Source organism: Streptomyces sp. ADMS (genome assembly GCF_033441795.1).
Classification (GTDB): domain Bacteria; phylum Actinomycetota; class Actinomycetes; order Streptomycetales; family Streptomycetaceae; genus Streptomyces.
On record NZ_JAVFVX010000004.1, the window covers coordinates 15,251 to 30,988 of the forward strand.

At 69.0% G+C, this 15,738-nt stretch carries 14 protein-coding genes; 12 read left to right on the forward strand and 2 right to left on the reverse strand.

Going from position 1 to position 15,738, the window contains the following annotated elements:
* Nucleotides 1-5 precede the first annotated feature (5 nt).
* The 10 genes from pdxT to RB628_RS02655 all read left to right on the forward strand — a co-directional run bounded on the left by pdxT (nt 6) and on the right by RB628_RS02655 (nt 10,963).
* On the forward strand, nt 6-638 hold the full coding sequence (gene pdxT / locus RB628_RS02610; RefSeq protein ID WP_318318596.1) for a pyridoxal 5'-phosphate synthase glutaminase subunit PdxT: 633 nt from the start codon (nt 6-8) through the stop codon (nt 636-638).
* 48 nt (nt 639-686) lie between these two features.
* On the forward strand, nt 687-1,439 hold the full coding sequence (locus tag RB628_RS02615) for a YebC/PmpR family DNA-binding transcriptional regulator (RefSeq protein WP_318318597.1): 753 nt from the start codon (nt 687-689) through the stop codon (nt 1,437-1,439).
* A gap of 141 nt (nt 1,440-1,580) precedes the next feature.
* Nucleotides 1,581-2,195, forward strand: a complete 615-nt coding sequence (ruvC, locus tag RB628_RS02620) for a crossover junction endodeoxyribonuclease RuvC (protein WP_318318598.1) — start codon at nt 1,581-1,583, stop codon at nt 2,193-2,195.
* On the forward strand, nt 2,192-2,800 hold the full coding sequence (gene ruvA / locus RB628_RS02625; protein WP_318318599.1) for a Holliday junction branch migration protein RuvA: 609 nt from the start codon (nt 2,192-2,194) through the stop codon (nt 2,798-2,800). The genes ruvC and ruvA overlap by 4 nt, the downstream gene beginning before the upstream one ends.
* Before the next feature lie 109 nt (nt 2,801-2,909).
* Complete coding sequence (ruvB, locus tag RB628_RS02630) at nt 2,910-3,983, forward strand: Holliday junction branch migration DNA helicase RuvB (RefSeq protein ID WP_318318600.1); 1,074 nt, start codon at nt 2,910-2,912, stop codon at nt 3,981-3,983.
* 175 nt (nt 3,984-4,158) lie between these two features.
* Complete coding sequence (yajC, locus tag RB628_RS02635; RefSeq protein WP_318318601.1) at nt 4,159-4,665, forward strand: preprotein translocase subunit YajC; 507 nt, start codon at nt 4,159-4,161, stop codon at nt 4,663-4,665.
* Between the two features lie 149 nt (nt 4,666-4,814).
* Nucleotides 4,815-6,581, forward strand: a complete 1,767-nt coding sequence (secD, locus tag RB628_RS02640; RefSeq protein ID WP_318318602.1) for a protein translocase subunit SecD — start codon at nt 4,815-4,817, stop codon at nt 6,579-6,581.
* Nucleotide 6,582: 1 nt separating this feature from the next.
* A complete protein-coding gene (gene secF, locus RB628_RS02645) occupies nt 6,583-7,701 on the forward strand; it encodes a protein translocase subunit SecF (protein WP_318318603.1) in 1,119 nt (372 codons plus the stop codon).
* Nucleotides 7,698-8,237 carry an adenine phosphoribosyltransferase gene (locus RB628_RS02650; RefSeq protein WP_318318604.1) on the forward strand — a complete coding sequence of 180 codons (540 nt, stop codon included), beginning with the start codon at nt 7,698-7,700 and terminating at the stop codon, nt 8,235-8,237. Before secF ends, RB628_RS02650 begins: the two co-directional genes overlap by 4 nt.
* Before the next feature lie 194 nt (nt 8,238-8,431).
* Nucleotides 8,432-10,963: a bifunctional (p)ppGpp synthetase/guanosine-3',5'-bis(diphosphate) 3'-pyrophosphohydrolase gene (locus tag RB628_RS02655; RefSeq protein ID WP_318318605.1), complete on the forward strand. Its 2,532-nt coding sequence runs from the start codon at nt 8,432-8,434 to the stop codon at nt 10,961-10,963.
* A 73-nt stretch (nt 10,964-11,036) separates the two neighbouring features.
* On the opposite strand, the gene RB628_RS02660 is transcribed toward RB628_RS02655, so the two are convergent.
* Nucleotides 11,037-12,266: a DUF349 domain-containing protein gene (locus RB628_RS02660; protein WP_318318606.1), complete on the reverse strand. Its 1,230-nt coding sequence runs from the start codon at nt 12,264-12,266 to the stop codon at nt 11,037-11,039.
* A 134-nt stretch (nt 12,267-12,400) separates the two neighbouring features.
* Entirely contained in the window at nt 12,401-13,219 is an 819-nt protein-coding gene (locus tag RB628_RS02665; RefSeq protein WP_318318607.1) for a peptidylprolyl isomerase, read from the reverse strand.
* Between the two features lie 177 nt (nt 13,220-13,396).
* Between RB628_RS02665 and RB628_RS02670 the strand changes: the two genes are divergently transcribed.
* Nucleotides 13,397-14,119 (forward strand): MBL fold metallo-hydrolase, encoded by a 723-nt coding sequence (locus tag RB628_RS02670; protein WP_318318608.1) that lies wholly within the window; start codon nt 13,397-13,399, stop codon nt 14,117-14,119.
* 13 nt (nt 14,120-14,132) lie between these two features.
* Nucleotides 14,133-15,395, forward strand: a complete 1,263-nt coding sequence (gene hisS / locus RB628_RS02675; protein ID WP_318318609.1) for a histidine--tRNA ligase — start codon at nt 14,133-14,135, stop codon at nt 15,393-15,395.
* The last annotated feature ends 343 nt before the right edge of the window (nt 15,396-15,738 follow it).

Sequence of the window (15,738 nt, forward strand, 5' to 3'; positions counted from 1 at the left end):
CACCCATGTACGACACCCCCGTCATCGGTGTCCTGGCCCTCCAGGGCGATGTACAGGAGCACCTCATCGCCCTGGCCGAGGCGGACGCCCTTGCCAGGCCGGTGCGCCGCCCCGAGGAACTCGCCGAGGTGGACGGTCTGATCATCCCCGGCGGAGAGTCCACCACCATCTCCAAACTGGCTGTCCTCTTCGGCGTGATGGAGCCCCTCCGCACGCGCGTGCGCGCCGGAATGCCCGTCTACGGCACCTGCGCCGGCATGATCATGCTCGCAGACAAGATCCTCGACCCGCGCTCGGGCCAGGAGACGGTCGGCGGCATCGACATGATCGTGCGCCGCAACGCCTTCGGGCGCCAGAACGAATCCTTCGAAGCGGCGGTCGACGTCAAGGGCGTGGAGGGCGATCCTGTGGAGGGCGTCTTCATCCGTGCCCCCTGGGTCGAGTCCGTGGGCGCCGGGGCCGAGGTGCTCGCCGAGCACGCCGGTCACATCGTCGCCGTACGCCAGGGCAACGCGCTCGCCACGTCGTTCCACCCGGAACTGACCGGCGACCACCGCGTGCACTCCCTGTTCGTCGACATCGTGCGGGCCGACATGGCACGCGCGATGGGCGCGGACCGTACAGCGGAGTCCTTGTAGGATCTCTGGGGTTCGTACAGAGATGGGTTACGCGAAGGAGACAGGCAGATGTCCGGCCACTCTAAATGGGCTACGACGAAGCACAAGAAGGCCGTGATCGACGCCAAGCGCGGCAAGCTCTTCGCGAAAATGATCAAGAACATCGAGGTCGCGGCGCGCACGGGCGGCGCCGACCCGTCCGGTAACCCGACGCTGTTCGACGCCATCCAGAAGGCCAAGAAGAGCTCGGTTCCGAACAAGAACATCGACTCCGCGGTCAAGCGCGGCGCCGGTCTCGAAGCCGGTGGCGCCGACTACGAGACGATCATGTACGAGGGTTACGGCCCCAACGGCGTCGCGGTGCTCATCGAGTGCCTCACCGACAACCGTAACCGCGCCGCCTCGGACGTCCGCGTCGCCATGACCCGCAACGGCGGCAACATGGCCGACCCCGGCTCCGTCTCGTACCTCTTCAACCGCAAGGGCGTCATCGTCGTCCCCAGGGGTGAGCTGACCGAGGACGACGTCCTGGGCGCCGTGCTCGACGCGGGCGCCGAGGAGGTCAACGACCTCGGTGAGTCCTTCGAGGTCATCTCCGAGGCCACCGACCTGGTCGCGGTGCGCACCGCGCTCCAGGAGGCCGGCATCGACTACGACTCCGCCGACGCCAACTTCGTCCCGACCATGCAGGTCGAGCTGGACGAGGAGGGCGCCAGGAAGATCTTCAAGCTGATGGACGCGCTGGAGGACAGCGACGACGTGCAGAACGTCTTCGCCAACTTCGACGTGAGCGACGAGGTCATGGAGAAGGTCGACGCGTAGCCCTGCCGTGAGGCGAGCGGTTCCGGCGGGCCGGTGGGACACGTCCTACCGGCCCGCCGCTGTTGTCAGTGCCAGCGGATAGCCTGGCGGCAGTCAAAGATCACCGTCGACGGACCGCGACCGGACAGAGGGGTGGGGCGGGTGCGCGTACTCGGAGTTGACCCGGGTCTGACCCGATGCGGGGTCGGTGTCGTCGAAGGCGTGCCCGGGCGTCCCTTGACGATGGTCGGCGTCGGCGTCGTCCGCACGCCCGCGGACGCCGAACTGAGCCTCCGGCTCGTCGCGATCGAGCAGGGCATCGAGCAGTGGCTGGATGAGCACCGGCCCGAATTCGTCGCCGTGGAGCGGGTGTTCAGCCAGCACAACGTCCGTACGGTGATGGGTACGGCCCAGGCCAGCGCCGTCGCGATGCTGTGTGCCGCCCGGCGCGGCATCCCCGTCGCCCTGCACACCCCCAGCGAGGTCAAGGCCGCCGTCACCGGCAGCGGACGAGCCGACAAGGCGCAGGTCGGTGCGATGGTGACCCGGCTGCTCCGGCTCGACGAGCCTCCGAAGCCGGCCGATGCCGCCGACGCCCTCGCGCTCGCCATCTGCCACATCTGGCGCGCACCCGCCCAGACGCGTCTGCAGCAGGCCGTCGCACAGAACCGCCTCCAGCAGGCCGTCGCCCTCCACAAGGCACGGGCCAAAGCACCTGCGCCGACCGCAGCATCCGTATCGACCACAGCACCCGCCCCGAAAGGCCGCCTCGCATGATCGCCTTCGTCAGCGGCCCGGTCGCCGCCCTCGCCCCCGACTCCGCGGTTGTCGAGGTGGGCGGCATCGGTATCGCCGTCCAGTGCGCGCCCAACACCTTGTCCGGGCTCCGGATGGGGCAGCAGGCCAGGCTGGCCACCTCCCTGGTCGTCCGCGAGGACTCCCTGACCCTGTACGGCTTCGTGGACGACGACGAACGGCAGACCTTCGAGCTGCTCCAGACCGCGAGCGGCGTCGGCCCCCGCCTCGCCCAGGCCATGCTGGCCGTCCACACGCCGGACGCCCTGCGCCGCGCGGTGTCCACGGCGGACGAGAAGGCGCTGATCGCCGTACCCGGCATCGGCAAGAGGGGTGCCCAGAAGCTGCTTCTGGAACTGAAGGACCGCCTCGGCGCCCCCCTCGGCACCGGCCCCGCCATCGGCTCCCCGGTCACCAGCGGCTGGCGCGACCAGCTGCACGCGGCCCTGATCGGCCTCGGGTACGCGACCCGTGAGGCCGACGAGGCGGTGGCCGCCGTAGCACCGCAGGCCGAGGCAGCCGAAAGCAAGCCTCAGGTGGGCCAGTTGCTGAAGGCGGCCCTGCAGACCCTCAACAGAGCCCGCTGACCGACAGGGCCCGCCGCGGCCTGCAGAAAGCCGCTGACCGCGGGCGCCCTCACCGCCGTTCGCTCCTCCGCACGAACCACCCGACCGACCGCGACCGCGAGGCACACGCATGAACTGGGACGACACGACCGACGAGACCACCGCCCCCGAGCGGCTCGTCGCTGCGTCCGCCGACGGTGAGGACCAGGCCGTCGAAGCCGCCCTGCGCCCCAAGGACCTGGACGAGTTCATCGGCCAGGAGAAGGTCCGGGAGCAGCTCGACCTCGTTCTGCGCGCCGCACGCGCGCGTGGTGCCACCGCCGACCACGTGCTGCTCTCCGGTGCCCCCGGCCTCGGCAAGACCACCCTCTCGATGATCATCGCGGCCGAGATGGGCGCCCCCATCCGCATCACCAGCGGCCCCGCCATCCAGCACGCCGGTGACCTCGCGGCGATCCTGTCCTCCCTCCAGGAGGGAGAGGTTTTCTTCCTCGACGAGATCCACCGCATGTCCCGGCCCGCCGAGGAGATGCTCTACATGGCGATGGAGGACTTCCGCGTCGACGTGATCGTCGGCAAGGGACCCGGCGCCACAGCCATCCCCCTCGAACTGCCCCCGTTCACACTGGTCGGCGCCACCACGCGCGCGGGACTGCTGCCGCCCCCGCTGCGCGACCGCTTCGGCTTCACCGCGCACATGGAGTTCTACGAACCGGCCGAGCTGGAACGCGTCATCCACCGCTCCGCGAACCTCCTCGACGTCGAGATCGATGCCGAGGGCGCCGCCGAGATCGCGGGGCGCTCGCGCGGCACTCCCCGTATCGCCAACCGCCTGCTGCGCCGCGTGAGGGACTACGCGCAGGTCAAGGCCGACGGAGTCATCACGCGCGACATCGCGGCGGCGGCCCTGAAGGTCTACGAGGTCGACGCCCGCGGACTCGATCGCCTCGACAGGGGCGTCCTCGAAGCGCTGCTGAAGCTGTTCGGCGGCGGCCCTGTCGGGCTCTCCACGCTGGCCGTCGCGGTGGGGGAGGAGCGGGAGACCGTCGAGGAGGTCGCCGAGCCCTTCCTCGTACGGGAGGGACTGCTGGCCCGAACTCCGCGCGGGCGGGTCGCGACGCCCGCGGCCTGGGCGCATCTCGGGCTCACACCACCCCGTTCCACACTGGGGGGAACCGGACAACAGGACCTGTTCGGGGCGTGAGGGCGCGGCTGCTCGCAGGCTCAGGAACCGTGGTGCGATGCTGAGCGTTGTTCCTGGAGTGCGGACTCGCTTAGACTCCGCCGATGCCGCCTTTCCAGCTTTCTGGGTGGCGCCGATCACACCCCCATCCAACAGGCCGCTCACCGACGCGGTAGTGCGAAGGAAATTCCGTCCCGTGAATATCGTGACCCTCCTCCCGTTCATCGTGCTCATCGGGGCCATGTTCCTGATGACCCGCTCGGCCAAGCGCAAGCAGCAGGCCGCCGCGCAGATGCGCAACGACATGCAGCCCGGTACCGGTGTCCGCACGATCGGGGGCATGTACGCGACGGTCAAGGAGGTCAACGAGGAGACGGTCCTCCTTGACGCGGGCCCGGGTGTGGAGCTTCTGTTCGCGAAGAACGCCATCGGCGCCGTCCTCGGCGACGACGAGTACAACCGCATCGTCCACGGCATCGAGCACGACCTGAAGAACGACGACGCCGTCGTCCCGGACGACGCCTCCTCCCTCACCGGGACCGACGAGCCCTCCGACGACGCTTCCGCCGCTTCCGACGACAAGCCCATCGACCTCGGCAAGAAGGACGCGGCCGACGAGCCGGCCGGCGAGACCGAGACCGAGGCCGCTGAGGTGAATGCGGAAGAGTCGAAGAAGACCGACGGCGAGTCCGGCGCGAAGTAGCCGCGTTCCGGGGGAGGAGCGCGGCGCGATCCGCTCGCGCCGCCTCGTGCACCCCGGCACGTGCCGTACTCGCACCGAGTCCCGACACCATGCATGGCCGCCGGCCGCGCTGACCCGGCGCGGGGTGGCCCGAGAGGGAGTACGAGAAGGTGGCAGCACCTAAGAAGGGCCGGAGCGCAAGCTCCCAGAGCAAGCCAGGACGCTCGCTGGCCTTCATTCTGATCGCCATCGTGGCGCTCACCGGAGGCATGTTCGCCTCGGGGCACACGACTCCGCGTCTCGGCATCGACCTGGCCGGCGGTACGAGCATCACGCTCACGGCGAAGAACGAGCCGGGCCAGCCGAACGCGATCAACAAGACCAACATGGACACCGCGGTCGAAATCATGCACCGCCGTGTCAACGGTCTTGGCGTCTCCGAGGCCGAGGTGCAGACCCAGGGACGCGACAACATCATTGTCAACATCCCCAAGGGCACGAACTCCGAGCAGGCCCGGGAGCAGGTCGGTACCACCGCCAAGCTCTACTTCCGTCCGGTTCTGGCCCTGGAGGTCCAGGGCACGGCCGCGACGGCCAGCCCCACGCCGAGCGCGAGCACGTCCGGCAGCCCGTCGCCGTCGGTCTCGGAGACAGGGGACAAGGCGACCTCGACGTCGTCCGCCTCGCCCAGCCCGTCGGCCAGCGCCACCTCGCAGGGCCGCCCCGTCACGGACGCCCTGAAGGCCGACGCTTCCCCGACGCCGAGCACCACACCGTCCGCGACCGGCAGCGCGTCGCCCCCGGCGAGCGCCGCCCCCGACGCGGCGACCGCGGAACTTGAGGCGAAGTACACGGCGCTCGACTGCACCAAGAAGGCGGTCCGCGCCGTCACCGGTGACGGCGTCAAGCCCACCGAGCCCACGGTGGCCTGCGGCCAGGACTCGCAGGGCCAGTGGCAGAAGTTCATCCTCGGCCCGGCCGAGGTGGACGGCACCGAGGTCAAGAAGGCCCAGGCCGTCTTCGACACGCAGGGTGCCGCGGGCTGGCAGGTCACCATGGACTTCACGTCCAAGGGGAGCAAGCAGTTCGCCGAGGTCACCGGCCGTCTCTCCCAGAACCAGGCTCCGCAGAACGAGTTCGGTATCGTCCTCGACGGTGAGGTCGTCTCCAACCCGTACGTGAGCACGTCGATCACGGGTGGCTCCGCGCAGATCTCCGGAAGCTTCGACCAGACCTCGGCCCAGGACCTGGCCAACATGCTGTCCTACGGCGCGCTCCCGCTCACGTTCCAGGAGTCGAGCGTCACCACGGTGACCGCCGCGCTCGGTGGCGAGCAGTTGGAGGCCGGCCTGATCGCGGGTGCGATCGGCCTGGCCCTGGTCGTCATCTACATGGTGGTCTACTACCGAGGTCTGTCGTCCATCGCCATCGCCTCCCTCCTGGTCTCCGCCGTCCTCACGTACGTGATCATGTCGCTGCTCGGTCCGGCCATCGGCTTCGCGCTGAACCTGCCGGCCGTCTGCGGTGCGATCGTCGCGATCGGTATCACCGCCGACTCGTTCATCGTGTTCTTCGAACGCATCCGGGACGAGATCCGGGAGGGCCGTTCGCTGCGGCCCGCCGTCGAGCGGGCCTGGCCGCGCGCGCGGCGCACGATCATGGTCTCCGACTTCGTGTCCTTCCTCGCCGCCGCGGTGCTCTTCGTCGTCACCGTCGGCAAGGTGCAGGGCTTCGCGTTCACGCTCGGTCTGACCACCGTGCTCGATGTGGTCGTCGTCTTCTTCTTCACCAAGCCGCTGATGACGATCCTCGCGCGCAAGAAGTTCTTCGTGGAGGGCCACAGCTGGTCCGGCCTCGACCCGAAGCGCCTGGGCGCGAAACCGCCGCTCCGTCGCACCCGTCGCGCGTCCGCGCCCGTCGACATGAAGGAGGCGTGAGATGTCGAAACTCGGCACCCTCGGCGCCCGGCTCCACCGCGGCGAGATCGGCTACGACTTCGTCGGCAAGCGTTTCATCTGGTACGGCGTCTCGATCCTGATCACCATCACGGCCATTCTCGGCCTGTCGGTGCGCGGCCTGAACATGGGCATCGAGTTCCAGGGCGGCGCCGTCTTCACGACCGAGAAGACCAGCATTTCGGTGAGCCAGGCAGAGACGTTCGCGGAAGAGGCCTCCGGCCATGACGCGATCGTCCAGAAGCTCGGCAACGGCGGCCTGCGCATCCAGATCTCCGGCATCGACACCGCCAAGTCCGGCGAGATCAAGGAAGTGCTCGCCGAGGACCTACAGGTCGACCCGGAGAAGATCAACGCCGATCTGGTCGGCCCCAGCTGGGGTGAGCAGATCGCGAACAAGGCATGGCAGGGCCTGGCGATCTTCATGGTCCTCGTCGTGATCTATCTGGCGATCGCCTTCGAGTTGCGCATGGCGGTGGCCGCCCTCGTCGCGCTGATCCACGACATCACCATCACGGTCGGCATCTACGCCCTCGTCGGCTTCGAAGTGACGCCCGGCACGGTGATCGGTCTGCTCACGATTCTCGGTTACTCGCTCTACGACACGGTCGTCGTCTTCGACAGTCTCAAGGAGCAGACGAAGGACATCACCAAGCAGACCCGCTGGACCTACAGCGAGATCGCCGACCGGTCGATCAACGGCACCCTGGTGCGCTCCATCAACACCACGGTGGTCGCGCTTCTCCCGGTCGCCGGTCTGCTGTTCATCGGTGGCGGTGTGCTCGGCGCGGGCATGCTCAACGACATCTCGCTGTCGCTGTTCGTCGGCCTCGCGGCCGGTGCGTACTCCTCGATCTTCATCGCCACGCCGCTCGTCGCCGACCTCAAGGAACGCGAGCCGCAGATGAAGGCCCTCAGGAAGCGCGTCCTGGCCAAGCGGGCGCAGGCCACGGCACCGGGCGACGACCCCGCGGCCCAGGTCAGCGACGAGCAGCCGTACGACGACGAGGACGACGAGGCCGCTCCGGCGGTCGTCGGCCCGCGCAACCAGCCCGCCGCCCGCAACCGCGGTCGCGGGCGGCCCTCGGGCAAGCGCCGATGACCGCCGTCAGGGATCTGCTGCTCAGCCGTATCCGCGACGTGGCGGACTACCCGGAGCCGGGTGTGATGTTCAAGGACATCACCCCGCTCCTGGCGGACCCCGCGGCGTTCGCCGCGCTCACCGACGCCCTGGCGGACATCGCCGTCCGCAGCGGTGCCACGAAGATCGTCGGCCTGGAGGCCCGCGGCTTCATCCTGGGCGCCCCGGTCGCGGTCCGGGCCGGCCTGGGCTTCATCCCCGTACGCAAGGCGGGCAAGCTCCCCGGAGCCACGCTCAGCCAGGCGTACGACCTGGAGTACGGCTCCGCGGAGATCGAGGTGCACGCCGAGGACCTGAGCGCGGGGGACCGCGTCCTGGTGATCGACGACGTACTGGCCACGGGCGGCACCGCCGAAGCCTCGGTCCAGCTGATCCGGCGGGCCGGCGCGGAGGTCGCAGGTCTGGCGATCCTCATGGAGCTCGGGTTCCTCGGCGGACGGCAGCGGCTCGAACCCGCTCTGTCGGGAGCGGTGCTGGAGGCGCTGATCACCGTCTGAGGCCCCCACACAGGGTTGCCTGCGGGTAAGTGGAGCGGCGGAGGCGGGCACCGGAGGAATCCGGTGCCCGCCTCTCGCGTTTCTCCTGTAGAAGGCCGTCTCAGCGGCCTGGAGGCGATGCCGGAGCCCGGGATCGCTACCATGGGGTCTCCGGAGCCTGACCGGGGGACCCGGATCGTGCACGAGGAGTCCTCTTGGCAGACGAGGCCCAGCCCCTGACCGCCGCCAAGCCCGAGCCAGCCTCGGAGCCCGCGGCCACGCCCGCGCGGACCGAGAAGAACGACGCGCGCGGGCCGGTCGAGCACGCCCAGTCCGCACCCGTCGACCGTGCGGCCGAGCCCTCGCGCCCCAAGCCGGCCACGTCCGAGCCAGCCCCCGCCCCGCCCCCCGCGCCCGCCGTCCGCCCGGCCTCCGGCCAGCCCGCCCGCTCCGCCTCCCCCAACCGCGTACGCGCCCGGCTGGCCCGGCTCGGGGTGCAGCGCTCCAACCCGTACAACCCGGTCCTGGAACCGCTCCTGCGGATCGTGCGCAGCAACGACCCGAAGATCGAGACGGCGACGCTGCGCCAGGTCGAGAAGGCCTACCAGGTCGCCGAGCGCTGGCACCGCGGACAGAAGCGCAAGAGCGGCGACCCGTACATCACCCACCCGCTGGCCGTCACCACGATCCTCGCCGAGCTGGGCATGGACCCGGCGACGCTGATGGCGGGCCTCCTGCACGACACGGTCGAGGACACCGAGTACGGCCTCGACCAGCTCCGCCGCGACTTCGGCGACTCCGTCGCGCTCCTCGTGGACGGCGTCACCAAGCTGGACAAGGTCAAGTTCGGCGAGGCCGCGCAGGCCGAGACCGTGCGCAAGATGGTCGTCGCCATGGCCAAGGACCCCCGTGTCCTGGTCATCAAGCTCGCCGACCGCCTGCACAACATGCGCACCATGCGCTACCTCAAGCGCGAGAAGCAGGAGAAGAAGGCGCGCGAGACGCTGGAGATCTACGCGCCGCTCGCCCATCGCCTGGGCATGAACACCATCAAGTGGGAACTGGAGGATCTCGCCTTCGCGATCCTCTACCCCAAGATGTACGACGAGATCGTCCGGCTGGTGGCCGAGCGGGCACCGAAGCGTGACGAGTACCTGGCCATAGTGACCGACGAGGTCCAGTCCGACCTGCGCGCGGCCCGCATCAAGGCCACGGTCACCGGCCGCCCGAAGCACTACTACAGCGTCTACCAGAAGATGATCGTACGAGGCCGTGACTTCGCGGAGATCTACGACCTGGTGGGCATCCGCGTCCTTGTCGACACCGTCCGGGACTGCTATGCGGCCCTCGGCACCGTGCACGCGCGCTGGAACCCGGTCCCCGGCCGGTTCAAGGACTACATCGCGATGCCCAAGTTCAACATGTACCAGTCGCTGCACACGACGGTCATCGGGCCCAACGGCAAGCCCGTCGAACTCCAGATCCGTACGTTCGACATGCACCGCCGTGCCGAGTACGGCATCGCCGCGCACTGGAAGTACAAGCAGGAGGCCGTCGCCGGCGCCTCCAAGGTGCGCTCGGACCAGCCGAGGACCACCGGCAAGGACGACCACCTCAACGACATGGCCTGGCTGCGCCAGCTCCTCGACTGGCAGAAGGAGACCGAGGACCCCAGCGAGTTCCTGGAGTCCCTGCGCTTCGACCTGTCCCGCAACGAGGTCTTCGTGTTCACGCCCAAGGGCGACGTGATAGCGCTTCCGGCGGGAGCGACCCCGGTCGACTTCTCGTACGCCGTGCACACCGAGGTAGGCCACCGGACCATAGGGGCACGGGTCAACGGCCGTCTCGTACCACTCGAATCCACCCTGGACAACGGCGACCTGGTGGAGGTCTTCACCTCCAAGGCGGCTGGCGCCGGGCCCTCCCGTGACTGGCTCGGCTTCGTCAAGTCGCCGCGCGCCCGCAACAAGATCCGCGCCTGGTTCTCCAAGGAGCGGCGCGACGAGGCGATCGAACAGGGCAAGGACGCCATCGCGCGCGCGATGCGCAAGCAGAACCTGCCGATCCAGCGCATCCTCACCGGCGACTCCCTCGTCACCCTCGCGCACGAGATGCGCTACCCGGACATCTCGTCGCTCTACGCGGCGATCGGCGAAGGCCATGTGGCCGCGCAGAACGTCGTACAGAAGCTCGTGCAGGCGCTCGGCGGCGAGGAGGCGGCCACCGAGGAGATGGACGAGGCCGTTCCGTCCCCACGCGGCCGGGGCCGCAAGCGGCGCAGCAACAACGACCCGGGTGTGGTGGTCAAGGGCGTCGACGACGTCTGGGTGAAGCTCGCCCGCTGCTGTACGCCTGTACCCGGCGACCCCATCATCGGTTTCGTCACGCGCGGAAGCGGCGTATCGGTTCACCGCAGCGACTGCGTGAACATCGAGTCACTGTCCCGCGAGCCCGAGCGAATCCTCGACGTCGAGTGGGCGCCCACCCAGTCCTCGGTCTTCCTGGTCGCCATCCAGGTCGAGGCCCTGGACCGCTCCCGCCTCCTGTCGGACGTCACTCGCGTCCTGTCCGACCAGCACGTCAACATCCTGTCGGCGGCCGTCCAGACGTCGAGGGACCGGGTGGCGACCTCCCGCTTCACCTTCGAGATGGGCGACCCCAAGCACCTGGGACACGTCCTGAAGGCGGTCAGGGGCGTCGAGGGCGTGTACGACGTGTACCGGGTGACCTCGGCCCGCAGACCGTAACCACGAGAGGTACGCAGAGGGGCTCCCGTACGAGATGTACGGGAGCCCCTCTGCGCCGGCGGCGTTAAATCTCTCAGCCGCCGAACTCCTGCAGGCCCTTGAGTGCCTGCTCCAGCAGCGCCTGACGGCCTTCCAGCTCCTTCTGGAGCTTGTCGGCCCTGGCGTTGTTGCCCTGCGCCCGAGCCGTCTCGATCTGGCCGGTGAGCTTGTCCACGGCCGCCTGGAGCTGACCTGTCAGACCCTCGGCACGCGCGCGTGCCTCCGGGTTCGTCCGGCGCCACTCGGTTTCCTCGGACTCCTGGAGAGCTCGCTCGACCGTGTGCATCCGGCCCTCGACCTTCGGGCGCGCGTCGCGCGGAACGTGGCCGATGGCCTCCCAGCGCTCGTTGATCGAACGGAACGCGGCCCGCGCCGCCTTCAGATCCGTGATCGGCAGGAGCTTCTCGGCCTCCTCGGCCAGCTCCTCCTTGAGCTTGAGGTTCTCGGTCTGCTCCGCGTCCCGCTCCGCGAAGACCGAGCCGCGCGCCGCGAAGAACACGTCCTGGGCACCGCGGAAGCGGTTCCACAGGTCGTCCTCGTGCTCGCGCTGGGCACGGCCCGCGGCCTTCCAGTCCGTCATCAGCTCGCGGTAGCGCGCCGCCGTCGGACCCCAGTCGGTCGACGCGGACAGTGCCTCGGCCTCTGCGACCAGCTTCTCCTTGGCCCTGCGGGCGTCCTCGCGCTGCGCGTCCAGGGACGCGAAGTGCGCCTTGCGGCGCTTGGAGAAGGCCGAACGGGCGTGCGAGAAGCGGTGCCACAGCTCGTCGTCCGACTTCCGGTCGAGCCGCGGCAGCCCCTTCCAGGTGTCGACCAGCGCGCGCAGCCGCTCACCGGCCGACCTCCACTGGTCGGACTGCGCCAGCTCCTCCGCCTCGATGACCAGCGCCTCCTTGGCGTGCCGCGCCTCGTCGGACTGCTTGGCCCGCTGCTGCTTGCGCTCCTCGCGCCGGGCTTCGACGGTCTCGACCAGCTTGTCCAGGCGGACCTTCAGTGCCGCCAGATCGCCGACCGCGTGGTGGGCGTCCACCTGCTCGCGGATGTGGTCGATCGCCGCCTGGGCGTCCTTCGCGGACAGATCGGTGGTCTTGACTCGCTTTTCGAGGAGGCCGATCTCGACGACCAGGCCCTCGTACTTGCGCTCGAAGTAGGCCAACGCCTCCTCAGGGGAGCCGGCCTGCCAGGAACCGACGACCTGCTCGCCGTCGGCCGTACGCACGTACACGGTCCCCGTCTCGTCGACGCGGCCCCACGGGTCGCTGCTCACAGCGCCTCCTCCACATGATGCCTGCGGAGTGCTGTGCACCCCCGGGCATCGTCCACAGTTTCGTCACGGCCAACATAGGCGACCGGCAGGGATGCTGTCCGCATCCCGCGCGACCGAAGTTTCGCAGTTGGCGGTCAGGATTTCGTTACGGTCGCCTTGTTGATCACAACGGTCGCATTCGGTGTTCCGTCGCCCTGTCCCGTGGCCTCACCGGCCGCGGCGATCTTCTTCAGGACCTTCATGCCCGACTCGGAAACCGTTCCGAACGGTGTGTAGCTGGGCGGGAGCTGACTGTCCTGGTAGACCAGGAAGAACTGGCTGCCGCCGGTGTGCGCCTGGCCCGTGTTGGCCATGGCGATCGTGCCCGCCGGGTAGATGTTGTTCTTGAGGGTTTTGTCCTTCAGGTTCTCGTCCGGAATGGTGTAGCCGGGGCCGCCCATACCGGTGCCCTTCGGGTCACCGCACTGCAGCACGTAGATGCCGTTCGTGGTGAGCCGGTGGCACTTGGTGTGGTCGAGATAGCCCTCGCTCGCCAGGAAGTTGAACGAGTTGACCGTGTGCGGGGCCGCGGACGTCTTCAGTGCGATGTCGATGTCGCCGCACGTCGTCGCGAGCTTCATGTCGTACTTCGCCGACTTGTCGATGGTCATCGCCGGCTCCTTCTTCCAGCTCAGCGACTTCACCGCCCCCTCGGCCGCCTTCTCACAGGGGTCCGCGGCCTTGCTGGGCGTGGCGCTCGGGGTGACCTCCGCGCTCGCGTTCGACTTGTCGTCGTCGTTCTTGAAGACCCCGGTCGCGTACGACAGCACGCTGCCCACGACGATCACGCCGAGGACCGACGCGATCACCGAGTTGCGCACGTTCGCCTTGCGTCGCGCGGCCGTACGCCGCTGCTGCTGCCGCAAGAACTTCTCCCGGGCGAGCTGACGCCGCCGCTGTTCCTGGGTGACCACCGGGTTCTCTCCTCATGCGTCTCGTACGTCAACTGGGACGCGTGCGTCTGTGTGCCGATCGCCTGCGTGTGCCCCGTACCGTATATGGGTTCGCTGAGGAAACGGCAGCGCCGGTAGGCTCTGAGGCGCTGCCACCCACCCCGTACGACCACGTACGCCACAAATCGAAGGACGATCGTGCTCATTGCCGGGTTCCCGGCCGGCGCCTGGGGGACGAACTGTTATCTCGTCGCTCCCGCCGCCGGTGAGGAGTGCGTGATCATCGACCCGGGCCATCAGGCCGCCCAGGGAGTCGAGGAGACGCTGAAGAAGCATCGGCTCAAGCCCGTCGCCGTCGTCCTCACCCACGGCCACCTCGACCATGTGGCGTCGGTCGTCCCGGTGTGCGGCGCGCACGGTGTCCCGGCGTGGATCCACCCCGACGACCGCTACATGATGAGCGACCCGGAGAAGGCCCTCGGCCGGTCCGTCGGGATGCCGCTGCTGGGCGAGCTGACCATCGGGGAACCGGACGACGTCAGGGAGCTGGCGGACGGCGCACGGCTGGAGCTGGCGGGCCTGGAGCTGGGCGTGGCGCACGCGCCGGGCCATACGAAGGGGTCGGTGACGTTCAGGATGCCGGAGACCACGGACATCCCGTCCGTGTTCTTCTCGGGCGACCTGCTCTTCGCCGGCTCCATCGGACGCACCGACCTGCCCGGCGGTGACATGGCCGAGATGCTCGACTCGCTGTCTCGCGTGTGCCTGCCGCTCGACGACTCGACCGTGGTGCTGTCCGGCCACGGCGCCCAGACGACCATCGGCCAGGAGCGCGCCACCAACCCGTATCTGCGGCAGGTGGCGGCCGGCCTTCAAGATCGCGGCGAGGGATCGAACCCCCCTCACCGACGAGGAATGTGACGAGAGACCTCCCGTGAGCACCTTCAAGGCCCCCAAGGGCACGTACGACCTGATCCCGCCGGAGAGCGCGAAGTACCTGGCGGTGCGGGAAGCCATCGCCGCCCCGCTGCGCAACTCCGGCTACGGCTACATCGAGACGCCGGGCTTCGAGAATGTCGAACTCTTCGCGCGCGGCGTCGGTGAGTCGACGGACATCGTGACCAAGGAGATGTACACGCTGCAGACCAAGGGCGGCGACCAGCTCGCCCTGCGTCCCGAAGGCACCGCCTCCGTGCTGCGCGCGGCCCTGGAAGCCAACCTCCACAAGCTGGGCAACCTTCCGGTGAAGCTCTGGTACTCGGGCTCGTACTACCGCTACGAGCGCCCCCAGAAGGGCCGCTACCGCCACTTCTCGCAGGTGGGAGCGGAGGCCATCGGCGCGGAAGACCCGGCGCTGGACGCCGAGCTGATCATCCTGGCCGACCAGGCGTACCGGTCGCTGGGCCTGCGGAACTTCCGCATCCTGCTGAACTCGCTGGGTGACAAGGAGTGCCGTCCGGTCTACCGGACCGCACTGCAGGACTTCCTCCGGGGCCTCGACCTGGACGAGGAGACGCTGCGCCGGGCCGACATCAACCCGCTGCGGGTGCTGGACGACAAGCGGGACGACGTCCAGAAGCAGCTGGTGGGGGCGCCTCTTCTGCGTGACTATCTCTGCGACGCGTGCAGGGCCTACCACGAGGAGGTCCGCGAGCTGATCACCGCGGCGGGCGTCGCCTTCGATGACGACCCGAAGCTGGTCCGCGGCCTTGACTACTACACCCGTACGACCTTCGAGTTCGTCCACGACGGTCTGGGTTCCCAGTCCGCTGTGGGCGGCGGTGGGCGTTACGACGGCTTGTCCGAGATGCTCGGCGGCCCGGCGCTGCCGTCGGTGGGCTGGGCGCTGGGCGTCGACCGTACGGTGCTGGCGCTTGAGGCGGAGGGCGTCGAGCTCGAACTCCCGTCCGCGACAAGCGTGTTCGCGGTGCCGCTGGGAGAGGAAGCCCGCCGGGTGCTGTTCGCGAAGGTCACGGAACTGCGCAAGGTGGGCGTCGCGGCCGACTTCTCGTACGGGGCGAAGGGGTTGAAGGGCGCGATGAAGAACGCGAACCGGAGTGGGGCGCGTTACACGATTGTCGCCGGTGAGCGGGACCTTGCGGAGGGCGTGGTCCAGCTGAAGGACATGGAGTCCGGCGAGCAGGCGGCGATCGGCGTGAACGAGATCGTGGCGGAGCTGGAATCGCGGCTCGGCTGATGAGCAGGGCCGGGCGGTTGAAGCCGCCCGGCCCGGGGCCCCGCGTGGGCGGGGAGCAGTCGCCGCCGTTGGTCGCGAACGCGTAAATCTCCGGAGCACCCCCGCTGCGGCGGGGAAGGGACGGCAGTCACGCCGTCCAACGAGCGCGCCGCCCGTACGTCACAGCAAGCCGTACCGCACCACGCTCGTGGCTTCGCGCACCGTCAACCCGGTGGGCGTCGATTCGTCCTATCGGACGGTTCCGGCACGTGAGCGCTGCACGCGCGTGCCTCCTTATGTCCACTGAACGGTGGGCACGCGCCCGCGTGCGGCACAATGACCGTGCCCGCCAACCCCCTCTCGA